Source organism: Xenorhabdus sp. TH1 (genome assembly GCF_037260955.1).
Classification (GTDB): domain Bacteria; phylum Pseudomonadota; class Gammaproteobacteria; order Enterobacterales; family Enterobacteriaceae; genus Xenorhabdus; species Xenorhabdus griffiniae.
Genome location: NZ_CP147734.1, coordinates 2,910,064 through 2,931,285, shown reverse-complemented (window position 1 = coordinate 2,931,285; position 21,222 = coordinate 2,910,064). Strand labels below are relative to the sequence as shown.

The window sequence follows — 21,222 nt, the reverse complement described above, 5'->3', positions numbered from 1 at the left end:
ACCAAAAATAACATGAATATCGAGATGCTCAAGCGGGCCGTTTTAGAGAAAAAACTTAAAGAACAGTTAAAAAAACACGGAGATCGCCAATTGCATTTATCGATAAGGAAAGCCGATCGCCATAAACCTTTACCATTGTCCTTTGCTCAACAGCGGCTGTGGTTCCTCGGACAGTTCGATTCTGCCGCCAGTCTGGCCTACCATATACCTGTGGCCTTGCGGCTTTCAGGTAAGCTGAATCCGCAGGCACTCACCTCAGCGCTTGATAGCCTTGTCGCCCGCCAGGAGAGTCTGCGCACTCACTTTACATTGGTTGATGGTCAGCCCTGTCAGCAGATCGCTCCTGTAGACATTGGTTTCTCACTCACCTGTTTGGATCTGCGTTCTTTAAGCGAAAACGCCCGCAATAATCGGGTTGCCGAACTTGCCGAAGATGAGACATGCACGCCTTTTGATTTCATCCAAGGCCCACTTATTCGTGGTCAATTGCTGCAATTGGCCGATGATGAGCACGTGTTGTTGCTGACTCAGCATCATATTATCTCTGATGGCTGGTCCATCGGCATCATGGTTCGTGAACTCACTGCGCTCTATCACGCTGCTCTTGATGGCCACAACGCTTTGTTACCCCCGCTGCCTATTCAATATGCTGACTATGCCGACTGGCAACGCCGCGAGTTGCAAGGAGACAACTTTATCAAGCAGCGTGATTTCTGGTGCCACCAACTCCGAGGAGCACCGGCCCTGCTTGAATTGCCTACTGATCGGCCACGTCCGTCGGTACAGAGTTATACCGGCAGTCAAGTGCCTGTCCACCTGAGCGCTGAAGTACTCGCCTCCATCAAAGCGCTGAGCCAAAAACAGGATACGACCCTGTTTATGACTCTGCTCTCAGCCTGGGCGGTTGTCCTTGCTCGCCTCAGTGGTCAGGACGATATCGTCATCGGTACTCCCGTTGCCAATCGCACACGCAGAGAATTGGAAGGTCTGATTGGCTTTTTCGCCAATACCTTGGCCTTGCGTGTTGAACCCGGCCAATGCAGTACTTTGTCCGAACTACTTACACAGGTTCGTGAACGGACGATCGCCGCTTATGCACATCAGGATTTACCTTTCGAGCAGGTAGTGGAAGCTCTGCAGCCAGCGCGCAGTCTGGGCTACAATCCCATCTTTCAGGTCATGCTGGCGCTGAACAACACCCCAGAGAAGGAGATGAAACTGCCAGATCTGGCAGTTTCACTCATTGAGCAACCACAACGCAATGCCCAATTTGACCTGACACTGTTACTTACAGAAACTACCTCTGGCTTGATTGGGAAACTGGAATATGCGACTGATTTGTTCGATCAGGATACTGTCATTCGTATAGCGGGTTACCTTGAGAACGTACTAAAGGCAATGGTCGCAGATGTGACACAGACTATTTCATCTCTGCCCATGATGTCTGTTACAGAATGCCAGCAGGTGCTGACGAATTTCAATGCCCCACAGGCTGACTTTCCACAAGAAGTGCTAATCCATGAACTATTCGAACAACAGGCTGAACTGACCCCTGACGCTATCGCCGTGGTGTTTGAAGGACAATCCCTTAGCTACGATGAACTGAACCGCCGCGCTAATCGGCTGGCCCATCGTCTGCTTGCTCTGGGCGTACAACCCGATGATCGGGTGGCTATCTGTACCGAACGCAGTCTGGAAATGATCGTCGGCCTGTTGGGTATTCTCAAAGCCGGCGCAGCCTATCTGCCGCTCGATCCGGCTTATCCGGCTGAACGGTTGACCTATATGCTTAACGATGCCGCTCCCGTGGCTTTGCTGACCCAGACTACTCAAGTGGAAATCTTAGGCAGCCAACTGCCTACTGTTATGCTTGATGCCCATTCCTCATCCGTCTTTGACAAAGAATCGGATAGTAATCCGGACTGCCGCGCACAGGGATTGACTTCACGCCATTTGGCCTATGTGATCTACACCTCCGGCTCTACTGGTCAACCCAAAGGGGTGATGGTTGAACACGCGAATGTTATTCGCCTGTTAGCCGCAACACAAAACTATTTCCAATTTGACCACAATGATGTCTGGACCCTGTTCCACTCATTTGCCTTTGATTTCTCGGTGTGGGAGATATGGGGAGCCTTGTCTTACGGTGGCAAGCTGGTTATCGTCCCGGCGGTCTGTGCCCGTTCGCCACAGGCGTTCTATGAGCTGTTGTGCCATGAACGTGTGACCGTGCTGAATCAGACCCCCAGTGCTTTTCGCCAACTTATCCCTGCTCAGGATGAAACGGCACATTCCCTGCGCTGCATTATCTTCGGCGGTGAAGCACTGGAATTGCCGATGCTGGCGCCTTGGATTGCTAATAATCCTGTTCAACAAACTCGTCTGGTGAATATGTACGGTATTACCGAAATCACCGTCCATGCCACCTATCGGGAACTCACCGAGGAGGATATTACCGGAGGACGTGGTAGCCTGATTGGTCAGCCATTACCCGATCTGCGCGTTTACCTCCTCGATAATCACGCTCAACCAGTCCCGATTGGCGTTACGGGTGAGCTGTATATCGGCGGTGCCGGTGTCACCCGTGGCTACCTCAACCGCCCTGAACTCACTGCGGAACGTTTTATTGCTAATCCATTCTCCAGCACACCCGAAGCCCGGTTGTATAAAGCCGGTGACCTCGGTCGCTGGTTGTCGGATGGCAGTATCGAATATCTCGGTCGTAATGACTTTCAGGTCAAACTACGAGGTTTCCGCATTGAATTGGGGGAAATTGAAGCGCGTCTGGTTCAATGTGCAGGCGTGCGGGAGGCGGTTGTTATCGCCCGTGAAGACATTCCGGGTGATACCCGTCTGGTAGCCTATCTTCGGCCACAATCCGGTGTTGAGTTGGTGCCGGCTGAGTTGCGTCAGACACTTTCGCAGCATTTGGCAGAGTATATGCTGCCCAGCGCTTTTGTCATGATTGATGTGTTCCCGCTGACCCCTAACGGCAAGCTCGACCGCAAGGCATTGCCGGCCCCTGACCAGTCAGCAGTGGCTACACGCGACTACGTGGCACCGATGGGTGAACTGGAAACTATGCTGGCGCAGATTTGGCAAGACCTGCTGGGATTGGAACGCGTTAGTCGTTATGACCATTTCTTCGAACTCGGCGGTCACTCATTGCTGATTGTCCGTGTTATCGAGCGACTGCACCACGTTGGTTGGGAGTTGGACGTCCGCACGGTATTCACTGCACCAGTTCTGGCTGATTTGGCTCAGGCTATTCAGACATATCAAGGGGAGCCGGCCTTCATTGTGCCGCCTAACCATATTCCTGAAGGCTGCACAGTATTGACTCCCGACATGTTGCCTTTGGTAGCGCTGTCACAGACGGAAATTGACACCATCGTCAATGCAGTTCCTGGTGGAGCCGCCAATGTGCAGGATATTTATCCGCTTGCCCCATTGCAGGAAGGTATCCTGTTCCACCATTTGCTAGAACCGGCCAAAGATCCATACGTTATTTCGTCACTATTGAGCATTGAAAACCAGACAGATCTTGAAGCCTTTACAGCGGCATTACAGGCAGTCATCGACCGGCATGATATCCTGCGTACCGCTATCCATTGGAATGAACTGCCTCAACCCGTTCAAGTTGTGCATCGGCACGCCCCTTTGCCTGTTTATTACCTGACAGTTGAAGATGACAATGACGTGGTTGCCAGTCTGCAAGCGCGTATGACGTTATCACACTCGTACATGGATTTAACCCAGGCACCATTGATACATTTACAAATCGCGGCTGACCCAGGTTCATCCAAGTTATATGTATTGCTTCAATTCCATCACATCATCGACGATAACCTCTCATTGCGGAACTTTCTCACAGAAACGGCCGCTTTCTTAACGGGGAAGGGGGGCGATTTACCGCCATCGGTACCTTACCGGAACTTTGTTGCTTATACACGCCAGAAAGACAACATTCAGGCAGCGGAAACTTTTTTCCGGGAATATCTGGCGGACTTCGATGAAGTGACAGCACCTTTTGGCCTGATTAATGTTCAGGAAGGGGGCGAACATATTACAGAAGCCCGTCAGTACCTTACTGCCACATTCTCACGTACGATCCGTGAAACAGCACGCAGGCTGGGTACTAGCCCCGCGGCCTTGTTCCATGCAGGTTGGGCACTGGTTGTCGCCCGTACCAGTGGCCATGACGATGTCGTATTCGGCACCACCTTGTCAGGCCGTATGTCGGGCTTGGCAGGGAGTCCGAGTGCGCTGGGAATGTTCATCAATACCCTGCCTGTCAGACTGAAACTGAACAGGATCAGTGTTGAGGAACTAGTCAGAACAGCGAATGACACATGTGCCAATTTACTGCGTTATGAACAGACTCCCTTGTCTCTTGTGCAGCGTTATAGTGGATTCGGTAATATGCCGTTGTTCAGTTCTCTATTAAATTGCCGGCATATGAGTGATATGAATGCCGACTCACCTAATCTCGATCAATTTGGCGTGACAAGTCTGGGTGGACGCGAACGCACTAACTATCCGGTGGGGATTTCGATTGACGATGATGGTGACTCTTTTGCGTTATCAGCCCAAACCATCAACACGGTCGATCCGGTCAGAGTGAACGCTTATTTGGTCAGAGCGCTGGAACAATTGATATTGCTATTAGCAGACGCACCGAATACTCCAGCCCTGAGTGTGGATATACTGCCTGCTTCAGAACGTCAGCAGTTACTGGTGAACTTTAATGCCACTGAACGGAACGTCCCACAGACGGCTCTCATTCATGAATTGTTCGAGCAACAGGCAGCCTGTACCCCTGACGCTACGGCTGTGGTGTTTGAAGAGCGTACCCTCAGTTACGCTGAACTAAACCATCGTGCCAACCAACTGGCGCACCATTTGCTTGCGCTGGGTGTCCAACCTGATGACCGTGTCGCCATTTGTGTTGAACGTAGCCTGGAAATGATAGTGGGATTACTAGGTATTCTAAAAGCAGGTGCCGCCTATGTGCCGCTTGATCCCGCCTATCCGATCGAACGGCTGACCTATATGCTGAATGATGCGACGCCAGTGGTACTGCTAACCCAGACTTCACTGGTTAAAACACTGAGCGGCGACAGGCCTACTGTACTGCTTGATGCTCCAGTCTTCGATGCCTACGCAACAAGTAATCCTGATGCCCGAACTCTGGGGCTGGCTTCACACCATCTGGCGTATGTTATCTATACCTCTGGCTCCACCGGTCAGCCTAAAGGGGTGATGGTTGAGCATCGTGGTCTGTACAATCTGATTCAGGCACAAATTGAAGCATTCCATATCACAACGAATACCCGACTATTGCAGTTTGCTTCTTTCAGCTTTGATGCCTGCATCTCTGAAATTGCGACCACACTGTGTCAAGGTGCCTGCCTTGTTTTGGCATCTCGTGAAGCTCTGTTACCTGGTGAGGCGCTGATTAATACACTGAAAACTCAGGCGATCACTCATGTAACACTGCCACCTGTTGCAGCCAGTACCTTAAGATCTGATGCTGAATTGCCTGACCTGGCCATTCTGGTTCTGGCCGGTGAAATTTGTCCACCATCGTTGGTTAAGCGCTGGGCAACAGGACGGCACCTCATCAATGCTTATGGACCGACGGAAGGTACAGTCTGTGCAACCTTCTACCCATGCGACTCCCAAGATGAGAGAGTGCCACCGATAGGCCGGCCTATCGCCAATACGCAAATTTATATTCTGGATACCCAAGGTCAGCCAGTTCCGCTCGGTGTGGCTGGAGAGATTCATATCGGCGGTGTTGGTGTAGCCCGTGGTTATCTGAACCGTCCAGAGCTGACGGCGGAGCGATTTATTCCTGATCCATTCTCTGCAATATCAGAGGCTCGTCTGTATAAAACGGGTGACATCGGCCGCTGGCTACCAGATGGCAACATTGAATATCTCGGCCGTAACGACTTTCAAGTCAAGCTGCGCGGTTTCCGTATCGAACTGGGTGAAATCGAAGCGCGCCTCACACAATGCACGGGAGTACGTGAAGCCATTGTTATAGCTCGTGAGGATACGCCTGACGATAAACGCTTAGTGGCCTATATGTTGGCTCAACCTGATATTGAACTGGTGCCAGCCGAATTGCGCCAACAACTTGCCAAACATCTAGCCGAATATATGTTGCCTGGTGCTTTTGTGACACTGGAAACGTTCCCGCTTACGCCTAACGGTAAACTCGATCGGAAGGCTCTGCCTGCACCAGAAAAGTCTGCTGTAGTAACACGAAGCTATGAGGCTCCTAAGGGAGAGCTGGAAATAACACTAGCGCAAATTTGGCAAGACCTGTTGGGACTGGAACGCATTGGTCGTTATGACCATTTCTTCGAGCTTGGCGGTCATTCATTGATGGTTGTCAGTCTGATTGAACGACTGCGCCGACAGGGACAGGCACTTGATGCCCGTGCTGTCTTCTCAGCACCGATCCTCTCTGATATGGCGCGGATTATTCAGACATATCAGGGTGAATCTGTCTTCACTGTACCACCTAACCGGATTCCTGAAGGGTGTACTGAACTTACTCCTGATCTACTGCCATTGGTGGCACTGTCTCAAACAGAAATTGACACTATCGTTAAAACCGTGGCAGGTGGAGTCGCTAATGTGCAGGATATTTATCCTCTTTCACCACTACAGGAAGGTATTTTGTTCCATCATCGGCTACAAGAACAAGGCGATTCCTATCTGTTAAACAGCCTGATTGCCTTTGATAGCCGTGAACGGCTCGACGCTTTCCTTAACGCCTTGCAACAAATCATTGACCGCCACGACATCCTACGCACGGCTGTTTGCTGGCAAGGACTGGCGCAGCCCGTACAGGTAGTTTGGCGTCAAGCACCGATGGCGGTAACTAATTTTGTACCTGCTTCCACGGATAATGTGCAGGCTCAATTGCGGGCGCATACTGATCCACGCCAACGTCGGCTCGATCTCAGTCAAGCACCATTGCTTACCGCCGATATTGCCTACGATCCGGTTAATAATAATGAATGGCTATTGGGCTTGGATTTCCACCATTTGGTGGGTGATCATATGACCTTAGAGCTTATCATCAATGAGATTTACCTGTTATTACAGGGGCAAACAGACGCTCTGCCAGTACCACTGCCTTATCGTAACTTTATTGCCCAGAACCTGAGTGTACCCATGTCGGTACATGAGGATTACTTCCGCGCCCAACTTGCCGACGTCGATGCGCCAACCGCTCCATTTGGGCTGCTTAATGTGCAAAGTGACGGTGGGGATATCACAGAAGCCCGTTTACCTTTGGATCACACGCTGGCACAAGCGATCCGCGATCAGGCTCGCCGTCTGGGAATTAGCCCAGGTGTGCTGTTCCATGTCGCCTGGGCTCAAGTGTTGGCACAGACCAGCGGCCGTGATGATGTGGTTTTCGGTTCCGTGCTGCTAGGTCGCCTACACGGTACGGCCGGAGCTGATCGGGTAATGGGGATGTTTATCAATACGCTGCCAGTACGGGTAGCTCTTGCCAATCGTAGTGTGCTGGAAGTGGTGCAATCCACTTTCCGTGACCTGACGATACTACTGGAGCATGAACAAGCTCCCCTGACGTTAGCGCAACGCTGTAGTGGAGTGACTCCACCATTACCGTTATTCAGTACGCTGTTCAATTATCGTCATAGCCAATCAAATTCGGCGAATAGCGGTTGGAACGGCATTCGTCTACTGACCGCTGAGGAGCGTACCAACTATCCACTCACTCTTTCGGTAGATGATTTAGGAGAAGGTTTCAACTTAGTCGCTCAAACCATTACAGGTATCGAACCCGTACGGATAGCAAACTATTTGGCCACCGCTATTAGCAGTCTGATTAATGCGCTGATAACTGAACCCCAGCGCTCTATTCTGAGTTTACCAGTGTTGCCTTCTGCTGAACGTCAACAACTGTTGGTGGATTTCAATGCGACGCAGGCGGATTTCCCGCAAGAAGCGTTGATCCACGAGCTGTTCGAGCAACAAGTGGAACGCACGCCTGAAAGCATCGCGGTGGAGTTGGAAGGACAATCCCTCAGTTACCGTGAACTCAACCGCCGTGCCAACCAACTGGCGTATCATCTGCTGACACTGGGCGTCCAGCCTGATGACAGGGTGGCTATCTGTGCCGAACGCAGTCTGGAAATGGTCGTCGGGCTGTTGGCTATCTTGAAAGCCGGTGCGGCCTACGTGCCCCTCGACCCGGCCTATCCGGCTGAACGGCTGGCCTATATGCTGGAGGATGCCGCCCCCGTGGCCCTGCTGGCTCAGGCCGCCCAGGTGAAAATCTTAGGCAGCCGTCTGCCTGTCGTTGTGCTGGATACCCCGGCATTATCTGTCTGGGATAGCTTGCCGGCTGAAAACCTTGATGCCCGGACATTGGGGCTGACGTCACATCACCTGGCCTATGTCATTTATACCTCCGGTTCCACCGGGCAACCGAAAGGGGTGATGAACAGCCATCGTGCCCTCTGTAACCGTCTGGTCTGGATGCAGGAAACTTATGGCCTGACCGTCCATGACCGGGTCTTGCAGAAAACCCCGTTCAGTTTCGATGTGTCGGTCTGGGAGTTCTTCTGGCCTCTGCTTTATGGTGCCCGTCTGGTGATGGCCCGTCCCGAAGGCCATAAAGATGTGGATTATCTGGCTCGGCTGATTGATACCGCAGGTATCACGACACTGCATTTTGTCCCGTCCATGTTGCAACAGTTTGTGCAGGGGATTGCACCCCAGCACACCTGTGCCACCCTTAAACGGGTGATTTGCAGCGGTGAGGCCTTGTCAGCAGAGCTGCAACAGTGCTTCTTCGCCCGTTTTCATGCTGGACTGCACAATCTGTATGGCCCAACTGAGGCGGCAATTGATGTCACCTATTGGGCTTGCCAGCCTGACGATAAGCGTCACTTTGTCCCTATTGGCCGCCCGATTGCCAATACCCAAATGTATATTCTGGATACTCTGGGTCAGCCCGTGCCAATGGGGGTTTCCGGTGAACTCCATATCGGTGGCGTGGGGGTGGCCCGTGGTTACCTTAACCGCCCGGAACTGACGGCGGAACGCTTTATGGTTGACCCGTTCTCCAACACGCCTGGTGCCCGGTTATACAAAACCGGGGACCTCGGCCGCTGGTTGCCGGATGGCAGCATCGAATACCTCGGCCGTAACGACTTTCAGGTTAAGTTACGCGGTTTCCGCATTGAACTGGGGGAAATTGAAGCGCGCCTGGTTCAATGTTCCGGCGTGAATGAGGCAGTTGTTATCGCCCGTGAAGACATGCCGGGGGATACCCGTCTGGTGGCCTATCTCCGATCCCAGTCCGGTGTGGTACTGGCGCCGGCTGACTTACGTCAGGCACTGGCACAGCATCTGGCTGACTATATGCTGCCCAGCGCCTTTGTGATGCTGGAGACCTTCCCGCTGACCCCTAACGGCAAACTTGACCGCAAAGCCCTGCCTGCCCCTGAGCAGTCAGCGGTTGTTACACGCGACTATGCGGCACCGGAAGGGGAATTGGAAACCACACTGGCACAGATTTGGCAAAACTTGCTGGGGCTGGAACGCGTCGGCCGTTATGACCATTTCTTTGAGCTTGGCGGTCACTCACTCATGGTGGTCAGCCTGATTGAACAACTGCGTAATGCCGGCTGGCTGCTTGATGTCCGCACGGTTTTTTCCACGCCTCTGCTCACTGACATGGCACAGGTTATCCAGACGAATCAGGGGGAACCGGCCTTTCTGGTGCCGCCTAATCGGATCCCCGAAGGCTGTACAGCGATTACACCTGACCTGTTGCCTTTGGTGGCATTGTCTCAGGCGGAAATTGACACGGTTGTCAACACGGTGGCGGGCGGAGCCGTTAATGTACAGGATATTTATCCGCTGGCACCGTTACAGGAAGGGATTTTGTTCCACCACAGGCTACAGCAACAAGGCGATGCTTATCTGTTAAATAACCTGATTGCTTTTGATACTCGTGAGCACCTCGACGCCTTCCTTAAGGCGCTACAACAGGTAATCGATCGTCATGATATCCTGCGTACCGCTGTTTGCTGGCAGGGATTAACACAGCCTGTGCAGGTGGTCTGGCGTCAGGCACCACTGTCTGTAACAACTTTTGTGCCAACCTCCGCAGACAATATCCCGGCCCAATTACAGGCCCACACCGATCCACGTCAGCGTCAGATCGATCTGAGTCGAGCGCCGCTATGTGTTGCCGATATTGCTCTCGATTCAGCCAACAATGAATGGCTGTTGGCTCTGAGTTTACATCATCTGGTTTGTGACCATATGACATTAGGGCTTATCATTGCCGAAATTATCCAGTTATTACAGGGGCAGGCAGAAACCCTGCCGATCCCTCTGCCTTATCGTAACTTTATTGCTCAAGTCCTGAGCGTACCCGCCTCAGTACACGAGAGTTATTTCCGCACGCGATTGTCTGATTTTGATGCCCCAACTGCTCCCTTTGGTTTGCTTAATATACAGGGTGATGGTGAGGATATTACCGAAGCCCGTTTGCTGATGGATACCACTCTGGCACAGGCGATACGTACTCAGGCTCGTCGTCTGGGGATCAACCCCGGTGTATTGTTCCATGTTGCCTGGGCTCAGATGTTGGCTCAAACCAGCGGCCGCGATGATGTGGTCTTCGGCACTGTGCTACTTGGTCGTCTGCAAGGCTCGGCCGGAGCCGATCAAGTCATGGGAATGTTTATCAATACGCTACCAGTGCGGATAACGCTTGCTGACTGTAGTGTGCTGGAAGCTGTGCAAGCTACTTACAGTGATTTGATGGCACTGTTGGAGCATGAACAAACCCCTCTGACACTGGCACAACGCTGTAGTGGCGTAAATCCGCCGCTGCCGCTATTCAGTGCCTTGCTCAATTACCGCCATAGCCAGCCAGGTACGGTTGATAACGTCTGGGATGGTATGCGTATATTGAACGAAAAAATACGTACCAACTATCCGCTAACCCTATCAGTAGATGATTTAGGGGAAGACTTTAGTTTGCTTGCCCAGACCGTTGCGGGTGTTGATCCGTTACGGTTGGTCAACTACTTGATCACTGCTATCAGCGGATTGGTAGATACGTTAGCAACTGAACCCCAGCGGCCGATATTGAGCCTGCCAATCCTGCCTGCCACAGAACGTCAACAGTTATTGGTAGATTTCAATGCGACACAAACAGACTTCCCGCAGGAGGTGCTTATCCATGAACTGTTTGAGCAACAGGTTAATCGTACTCCTGATGCCACAGCTGTGGTGTTTGAAGGGGGGGCGCTTACCTACAGTGAACTGAACCGTCGCGCTAATCGTCTGGCTCATTATTTGCTTGCCTTGGGGATACAACCCGATGATCGAGTCGCTATTTGTGTTGAACGTAGTCTGGAAATGATAGTAGGGTTGTTGGCTATTCTTAAATCTGGTGGTGCGTATGTTCCACTTGATCCCGCCTATCCGACCGAACGACTGGCCTATATGTTTGATGATGTAGCACCGGTTGCTCTGCTCACCCAATCCGCACTCGTTGAAATACTTGACAGCAATCTGCCTACTGTGGTGCTTGATGCTCAAGGACTCTCTGTTTCCCAGGAATCAACTGCCTTTGATAAAGAATCAGAAGAAAACCTTGATGTTCAGACACTGGGGCTAACCTCACGCCATTTGGCCTATGTAATTTATACTTCTGGTTCCACTGGACAACCGAAAGGCGTCATGGTTGAGCACCGTAGCTTATGTAATCTGATTGATGCTCAGACAAGAACTCTCGACATTACCGCTGATAGCCGTCTATTGCAGCTTGCTTCTTTCAGCTTTGATGTTTGTATGCAGGAATGTTGTATGGCACTTCTGACAGGTGCTTGTCTCTATCTCGCCCAACGTACTAACCTTTTGCCGGGGGCTGAACTGTTCCATACCCTGAAGGAAAATGCCATTACCCACATGCTCTTGACGCCGACAGCATTGGCTGCATTGGATTCAGTACCTGCGACATTACAGACTTTGGTTGTAGGCGGTGAAGTTTGTTCACCAACGCTGATCAAGCGATTGGCAACAGGACGACGGATGTTCAACGCTTATGGCCCAACGGAGAGTACGGTCTGTGCAACGCTTTATCTGTGCAATGCTCAAGATGAGAAAGTGCCGCCTATCGGCCGACCTATTGCTAATACTCAAATTTATATTCTGGACATGCAAGGCCAGCCAGTCCCTCTCGGTGTGGCTGGAGAGATCCATATCGGCGGTGTTGGCGTTGCTCGTGGTTATCTCAACCGCCCTGAACTCACCGCGGAGCGTTTTATTCCTGACCCTTTCTCAACAGTGCCAGACGCTCGCCTTTATAAAACAGGTGATCTCGGTCGCTGGTTACCGGACGGTAATATCGAATACCTCGAGCGTAACGATTTTCAGGTTAAACTGCGTGGTTTCCGTATTGAATTGGGTGAAATTGAAGCGCGTCTGGTTCAATGCCCAGAAATAGATGAGGCCGTTGTTATCGCCCGCGAGGATACCCCCGGCGACAAACGTTTGGTGGCCTACCTTCGAACTCAGCCTGATATCAAACTGGTGCCGGCTGACTTGCGCCAAGAATTAGCACAGCATCTGGCAGATTATATGCTGCCCAGTGCTTTTGTGGTGTTGGAAACTTTCCCACTTACGCCTAACGGCAAACTCGACCGTCAGGCATTACCGGCTCCTGATCAGTCAGCGGTAGTCACACGTGGCTATGAAGCACCAGTGGGTGAGCTGGAAACCACGCTGGTACAGATCTGGCAAGATCTGTTAGGCCTGGAATGCATTGGTCGTTATGACCACTTCTTCGAACTTGGTGGCCATTCATTGATGGCTGTCAGTCTGATTGAACAGTTACGCAGTGCGGGTTGGTTGCTTGATGTCCGCAGTGTCTTTTCAGCACCGGTGCTCTCCGATATGGCTAAAACTATCCGGGCTACTCAGGCTGAATCAACCTTTGTTGTGCCACCTAACCGAATTCCTGAAAGCTGTACTGTTATTACCCCCGATATGCTGCCACTGGTAACCTTGTCCCAGCCAGAAATAGATCGTGTTGTCGAGACCGTGGTTGGCGGCGCCGCCAATGTGCAAGATATCTATCCGCTTGCACCGTTACAGGAAGGCATTTTGTTCCACCATCGGATGCAAGAACAAGGGGATACATATCTATTATGCAGTCTGATGGCTTTCGATACGCGTGAACGTCTCGATGCTTTCCTTAACGCTCTGCAACAAGTTATTGATCGCCATGATATCTTGCGCACTGCCACTTGCTGGCAAGAACTGTCCCAACCTGTTCAGGTAGTCTGGAGACAGGCGACACTATCAGTAAATACCTTTGTGCCAGCCTCAGAGGACAATGTGTTGGCACAATTGCAGGCCTACACTCATCCGCGTCAACGCCGGCTTGATCTTAGTCAGGCACCCCTGTTTGCAGCAGACATCGCCCATGATCCGGCTAGCCACGAATGGCTGCTGGTGCTGAATTTTCACCATTTGATTGGCGATCACATGACTCTGGCGCTTATTGTTGATGAAATTCAATTGTTATTACAGGGACGTATTGAGGATTTGCCCAATCCACTGCCGTACCGTAACTTCATTGCCCAAACTCTGAGCGTGCCAGCTTCGGTGCATGAGGATTATTTTCGCGCTCAGCTTGCCGATGTTGATGCTCCAACCGCCCCCTTTGGTCTGCTTAATATACAGGATAATGGAGAAAATATTGCTGAAGCCAGTTTACCTCTGAACCCAGTACTAGCACAGGCGATCCGCAGCCAGGCTCGCCGTTTGGGTATCAGTCCTGGGGTTCTGTTCCATGTTGCCTGGGCTCAGGTGTTGGCACAAACCAGTGGTCGTGACGATGTGGTTTTCGGTTCCGTGTTACTCGGTCGTCTACAAGGTTCTGTTGGTGCCGATCGGGTAATGGGGATGTTTATCAATACCTTGCCATTAAGAATATCTCTCGCTGATCGTAGTGTGCTGGAAGTCGTGCAGAATACCTATCATGATCTAATGACACTGCTGGAACATGAACAAGCCCCTCTGACGCTGGCGCAACGCTGTAGTAGCGTGGCACCACCAATGCCGCTGTTTAGTGCACTGCTCAATTACCGTCATAGTCAAACAAGTGAAACTGATACAACCTGGAACGGTATCCGCGTGCTGGCTACCGAAGATCGCACCAACTATCCGCTGAGTCTTTCCGTGGATGATCTGGGTGAAGGTTTCAATCTGACAGTTCAGGCTATCGCAGGAATTGATCCCGCACGAGTATCCGCCTATTTGATGACAGCGATTGATGGACTGGTGAATTCTCTGGTAACAGATCCCCAGCGTTCTGTTCTGAGCCTGCCTATCCTGCCTGTACAAGAACGTCAGCAGTTACTGGCGGATTTCAATGACACTGAGACGGATTTCCCACGGAATATTTTGATCCATGAACTATTTGAACAGCAGGCTGAGCTTACCCCTGACGCCACTGCTGTGATATTTGAGGGGCTGTCGCTGAGTTACTGTGAACTGAATCGTCGCGCCAATCGTCTAGCTCATTATTTGCTTACACTGGGCGTTCAGCCCGACGATAGAGTAGCTATCTGTGTTGAACGTAGTCTGGAGATGGTGGTAGGGCTGCTGGCTATTCTTAAAGCGGGTGGTGCTTATGTGCCACTTGATCCAGCCTATCCGGCCGAACGGCTGGCCTATATGCTTGAAGATGCTAAACCTGTGGCCCTTCTCACCCAATCAGCGCTGAGTAAGACTCTGGACAGTAGCCTGCCTGCTGTGTTTCTCGATACTTCAGTTTTCAGTATCTACGCAGAGAATAATCCCGATGCTCAAACACTGGGGGTAACGCCACACCATTTGGCGTATATCATCTATACATCTGGCTCCACCGGCCAGCCCAAAGGAGTGATGGTTGAACATAGGAATATTGTTGCTTCTACCTATGCTCGCCACTTGACGTATCAACATCTTGAACGGCTTTTGCTTTTGTCTTCAATCGCATTTGACAGTTCCCTCGCCAGCATCTTCAGCACGCTTACTTGTGGAGGATGTTTGTGCCTTCCAGAACAAATGAGTGCCGTTGATCCTGCAACTATTTTGCAGGCTCTACGCCGGAATGACATCAGTTGCTTATTATGTGTTCCTTCATTGGCACTGAATCTGTTGCAACTTGCGACTAAAGAAGATGTGGCATCTCTCCAGACCCTCATTGTCGCTGGTGAACGCTGCTTACCTGAACTTCATGCTCGAATTGAACAATTAGAGTTACCTATTGCGCTCTATAACGAATATGGCCCGACAGAAACGACAGTATGGGCATCTGTTTATCAGGTTATTTCTCACAGTCAGTTTAATGTTCCCATTGGCCATCCTATCGCCAATGCTCGGATCTATATTCTGGACACGCAGGGACAACCTGTACCGATTGGCGTAGCGGGTGAAATTTATATCGGCGGTGCGGGTGTAGCCCGTGGTTATCTGAATCGTCCGGAATTCACGAAAGACCGCTTTATTCCTGATCCGTTTTCATCAGTCTCTGGCTCTCGAATGTATAAAACCGGGGATCTCGGCCGCTGGCTGTCCGATGGCAACATCGAATATCTGGGCCGTAACGATTTTCAGGTCAAACTGCGCGGTTTCCGTATTGAACTGGGTGAGATCGAGGCGCGTCTTACTCAATGTTTGGGTGTACGGGAAGCTATTGTTATCCTCCGCGAGGATATCCCTGGTGACAAACGTCTGGTCGCTTATCTCCGGCCTCAGCCCAATTTTGAACTTGTGCCGACTGATTTGCGTCAGCATCTTGCACAATATCTGGCTGAATATATGCTTCCTAGTGCTTTTGTCACGCTAGAAACCTTCCCGCTTACGCCTAACGGAAAACTTGACCGACAAGCACTTCCCGCTCCTGACCAGTTAGCTGTGGCAACGCGTGCTTATGAAGCACCTGTGGGTATGATGGAAACTACATTGGCACAGATTTGGCAAGATCTGTTGGGATTGGAATGCGTCAGCCGTCATGATCACTTCTTTGAACTCGGCGGTCATTCATTAATGGCCGTCAGCCTGATTGAAAGATTGCGTAGTGCTAGCTGGTTACTTGATGTCCGTAGTGTATTCTCCGCACCTGTGCTTGCTGAAATGGCTCAGATGATACAAACGAATCCGGGTAAATCTGCTTTTAACGTACCACCTAATCTCATTGGCGAAGATTGCACTGCGATTACTCCAGATCTGCTACCGTTGGTGACCCTTTCTCAGGCGGAAATCGATATTATTGTCAGCACCGTTCCCGGCGGAGCTGCGAATGTACAAGATATCTACCCACTTGCCCCATTGCAGGCAGGGATTCTGTTCCATCACCAATTACAGGAGAAAGGAGACGCCTATTTATTACGTAGTATGGTGGCTTTCGATACCCGTGAGCGTCTTGATGCTTTCCTTAATGCTTTACAAAAAGTGATCGATCGCCACGATATCTTGCGTACTGCCGTCTGTTGGCAAGGATTAACACAGCCTGTTCAGGTCGTTTGGCGTCAAGCATCGCTGCCAGTGAACACCTTTGTTCCGATTTCAAAGGACAATGTTCCGGCTCAGTTACAAGTACACACAGATCCACGCCAGTGCCGTCTCAACCTGAATCAGGCACCGCTGTTCGCTGCAGATATCGCCTATGACCCGGTCAACCATGAATGGTTATTGGCACTGAGTTTCCATCATTTAGTCAGCGATCATCTGACACTGGAACTTATCGTATCCGAAATCACCTTACTGTTACAGGAACATGCAGAAGCGCTTCCTGTGCCACTACCGTACCGTAACTTTATTGCCCAAATCCTGAGTGTGCCGGAATCAGTGCACGAAGACTATTTCCGTGCCCGCTTCGCCGACGTTGATACACCAACAGCTCCCTTTGGTCTGCTTAACGTACAGGGAGACGGTGAAGAAGTGACTGAAGCCTATTTGCAGTTGGATATCACGCTGGGACAGGCGATCCGCAGTCAGGCACGCCGCTTGGGCATTAGCCCGAGTGTACTGTTCCATGTCGCCTGGGCACAGGTGTTGGCGCAGACCAGCAACCGTGATGATGTCGTCTTTGGTTCTGTGCTGCTCGGGCGCCTGCAAGGTTATTCTGGTGCTGATCAGGTGATGGGGATGTTTATCAACACCCTGCCAGTACGGGTATCTCTTGCAGATCGTAGCGTGTTGGAAATGGTGCAGGCCACCTATCATGATTTAACGGCACTGCTTGAGCATGAGCAGGCTCCTCTGGCATTAGCCCAGCGTTGTAGTGGGGTGAAGTTACCAATGCCATTATTCAGTACTCTGTTCAATTACCGTCATAGCCACTCAGGTGCAGCAGATGATAGTGTTTGGAGTGGCATGCGCATGTTGACAGCAGAAGAGCGCACAAACTATCCATTGACTCTTTCGGTGGATGACTTAGGAGAAAGATTCAGTTTGTTAACCCAGAGCGTTTCGGGAATCGATCCTACCCGAGTGGCTAACTATCTGATAACAGCCATTAGCGGTCTGGTTGAAGCTCTGATCAATGATCCTCAGCGACTTGTTTTGAGCCTGCCGATCCTACCTGCCGCCGAACGCCAGCAGGTATTGGTCGATTTCAACGCCCCACAGGCTGACTTCCCACGAGAAACCCTGATCCATGAATTGTTCGAGCAACAGGCTGAGCTGACCCCAGACGCCATCGCCGTGGTATTTGAAGGACAATCCCTCAGTTACGGTGAACTGAACCAGCGGGCTAACCAGTTGGCTCATCATCTGATTGCACTGGGTGTACAGCCTGATGATCGCGTTGCTATCTGTGTGGAACGCAGTCTGGAAATGGTCGTCGGCTTGTTGGGGATACTCAAAGCCGGCGCGGCCTATCTGCCACTCGACCCGGCCTATCCTACTGAACGGCTCGCCTATATGCTTGAGGATGCCGCTCCCGTCGCATTACTTATCCAGACTGCGCTCGTGGAAAGGGTGGACAGCCGCTTACCTACGGTTGTGCTTGATGCCCGCTCACCAGGCGTCTTTGACAGAGAACCGGCCAACAATCCTGACAGCCGGGCACGGGGACTGACTTCACGCCATCTGGCCTATGTGATCTACACCTCTGGCTCCACCGGTCAGCCCAAAGGGGTGATGGTTGAACACGCGAATGTCATTCGCCTGTTAGCGGCAACACAAGGGGATTTCCAGTTCAATAGCAACGATGTCTGGACGCTGTTCCACTCATTTGCTTTTGATTTCTCGGTATGGGAGATATGGGGCGCCTTATCCTATGGTGGTCGATTGGTTATCGTCCCGGCGGCCTGTGCCCGTTCACCGCAGGCATTCTATGCGCTGTTGTGTCAGGAACGTGTGACCGTGCTGAACCAGACCCCCAGTGCTTTCCGTCAGCTTATCCCTGCACAGGATGACACGGCGCATTCCCTGCGTTGTATTATCTTTGGTGGGGAGGCACTGGACTTGCCGATGCTGGCCCCCTGGATTGCTAATAACCCACTTCAGCAGACCCGTCTGGTGAATATGTACGGCATTACCGAAATCACCGTCCATGCCACTTATCGGGAACTGACCGGGGAGGATATCACCGAAGGATGTGGCAGCCTGATTGGTCAGCCATTACCTGACCTGCGTGCTTATCTCCTCGATCACCATGCTCAGCCGGTCCCGATTGGGGTAACGGGCGAGCTGTATATCGGCGGGGCGGGTGTCACCCGTGGTTACCTTAACCGCCCGGAACTGACGGCGGAACGCTTTATGGCTGACCCGTTCTCCAACACGGCTGGTGCCCGGTTATACAAAACCGGTGACCTCGGTCGTTGGTTGCCCGATGGCAGTATCGAATACCTCGGCCGTAACGACTTTCAGGTCAAGCTGCGTGGCTTCCGTATTGAACTGGGGGAAATTGAAGCGCGTCTGGTTCAATGTACTGGCGTGCGCGAAGCGGTTGTTATCGCCCGCGAAGATACTGCCGGTGATATCCGTTTGGTGGCCTATCTCCGTGCCCAGTCCGGGGTTGAGCTGGTCCCGGCTGACCTGCGTCAGGAGCTGGCACAGCATTTGGCTGAGTATATGCTGCCCGGCGCCTTTGTCGTGATTGACACTTTCCCGCTGACCCCTAACGGCAAACTCGACCGCAAGGCCCTGCCCGCCCCTGACCAGTTGGCTATTGTGTCGCGTGGCTATGAGCCGCCACAGGGGGAGGTTGAAACCCTGTTGGTGCAGATTTGGCAAGACCTGCTGGGGCTGGAGCGTGTCGGCCGTCATGACCATTTCTTTGAGCTAGGCGGTCATTCGCTGTTAGCTGTGCAATTACTGAATTACGTGAGTAAGCAAGGTATGGAGATTTCGTTGGCTACTTTATTCTCTTATCCGACGTTATGTGATTTGGCTCTCGCTATTAGCGATAGTAGCGATGCCTCAATCAAACCAAATTCGCCTTTTGACGTGAATCCTGTGCCATTAAGCCCTTCAGGCAGTTTACCGCCATTATTCTTGGTACACGAGACCACAGGTGATCCGCTGGTTTATTCGCTACTAGCCACTTTGCTACCGTCAGAATTACCTGTCTATGGGTTACAGGCACTAGGTTTCCACACAATAGAAAATCCTCCGACGTCTATTGAAGAGCTTGCTGCTTGCCATGTCCAGGCTATTCGTCGGGTTCAACCCCACGGTCCTTATTACCTCGCAGGTTGGTCAATCGGGGGGGTGATTGTTTACGAGATGGCTTTACAATTGATTAACAGTGGTGAAGAAATCAAATACCTTGGGATGATCGATTCCTATAATTTTAGCGGCCTCAAAATTGATATTGAAAGTGGGTATAGCCGTGAAACTGGTATTGATGCCAACAGATCGATAAATGATACGCAGAAAGATATCGATATGGTTATTAAATACTTACGTGATCATATGGACATTGCTAATGAGCCTGATTTTGATAAACTTTATCATATCAATGACCTGAACAAAGTTCTTACTTTTTGTGAAGAACGTCAGTGGTTGCCAACGGGTATTACAAAAGAGGATGTCCTCCTTCGTATCGATACCCAAAGAACCATTTTACAATTTGGTCGAAGCTATATTGCTCCCGCATCATCGCTACCCATCTCTCTCTATACAGCAGATCAGTTACCTTCTGGGTACGACTCTTGGCGTGGTTGGCGCGATATTGTTGCAGAGCATTCCGTGCTTTATCCTATTGGTGGAACTCATAGCACTATCATGCAACAACCTTTGATCAATCAATTGGTCGATGCGATCACTGAGCACTTGTTGCCTACTTCTTATGCTCCGGGTGTCATTATCCAAAAAGGAACTACAACGATTCCCCCGCTTTTCTGTATTCCGGGTGCAGGTGCCAGTGCCTCTAGTTTTATTGCGTTGGCATTGTCATTTCCGCCCCAGCTACCTGTACACGCTTTGCAGCCTCGTGGCCTAATAGAGTCACAGCTTCCTCCTTATATCAGTGTTGAAGGTACGGCTCATGCTTATGTTCAAGCGATCCGTCAAATACAACCTCATGGCCCCTATCACCTGTTAGGTCATTCCTTCGGTGGTTGGATAGCCTTTGAGATTGCGTTACAACTACAGGCACAAGGAGAAAGAGTGACCGATCTTATACTCGTTGATAGCAGAGCCCCTGACCGAAAGGATAGTGTTCCTAAAGCGATTGACCGTGTTGAAACATTCATGAAGTTGATCGATATCTACAACATGGTGTTGACTCAACCATTGTCGTTTACGAGACAAGACTTTGAAAACCAGGGATCAGATGAGCAAATTCAGTTCCTGCTGAAAACGTTGGTGAATGCCGGTATTTTCCCTGCGCAAGCATCAATGTCACTGTTGCAAGGTATCGTTCAGGTTATGCACGCCAACCTGAACGCAAATTATACACCTTCTGCCCGCTATGAAGGCCTCGTCCACCTGGTCAACGCCAAAGAAGGAGACCTGAATGAAACAGAAACCCGCAAAAATATGTGGTCCAAACATGTCACTCAGCTAAATACGATGATCGTATCTGGTAATCACATGACTATGCTGTCCAACCCACAAGTTAAACAGCTTGCCGCTTGGTTATGGGAAAAGTTGGATTATGTAAATAATCCTAATTTTGAAAGGTATTTCATGAAGTAA

The 21,222-nt window shown here is 51.1% G+C and carries 2 protein-coding genes (both cut by a window edge); both read left to right on the top strand.

The features are described from left to right. Position 1 carries a 1-nt sliver of a non-ribosomal peptide synthase/polyketide synthase gene (locus WDV74_RS12890; RefSeq protein WP_338883175.1) on the top strand. Its footprint begins 25,940 nt before the window's first position, so a 1-nt sliver of its 25,941-nt coding sequence is all that appears in the window; its start codon lies beyond the left edge, outside the window; the stop codon is cut by the window's left edge — 1 of its three bases falls inside, at position 1. Then, positions 1 to 21,222, top strand: partial view of a non-ribosomal peptide synthase/polyketide synthase gene (locus tag WDV74_RS12885; RefSeq protein ID WP_338883173.1) — the 3' portion only. Its footprint begins 3 nt before the window's first position; 21,222 of the gene's 21,225 nt are visible here — the last part of the coding sequence; its start codon lies beyond the left edge, outside the window; the stop codon is at positions 21,220 to 21,222. The genes WDV74_RS12890 and WDV74_RS12885 overlap by 4 nt, the downstream gene beginning before the upstream one ends.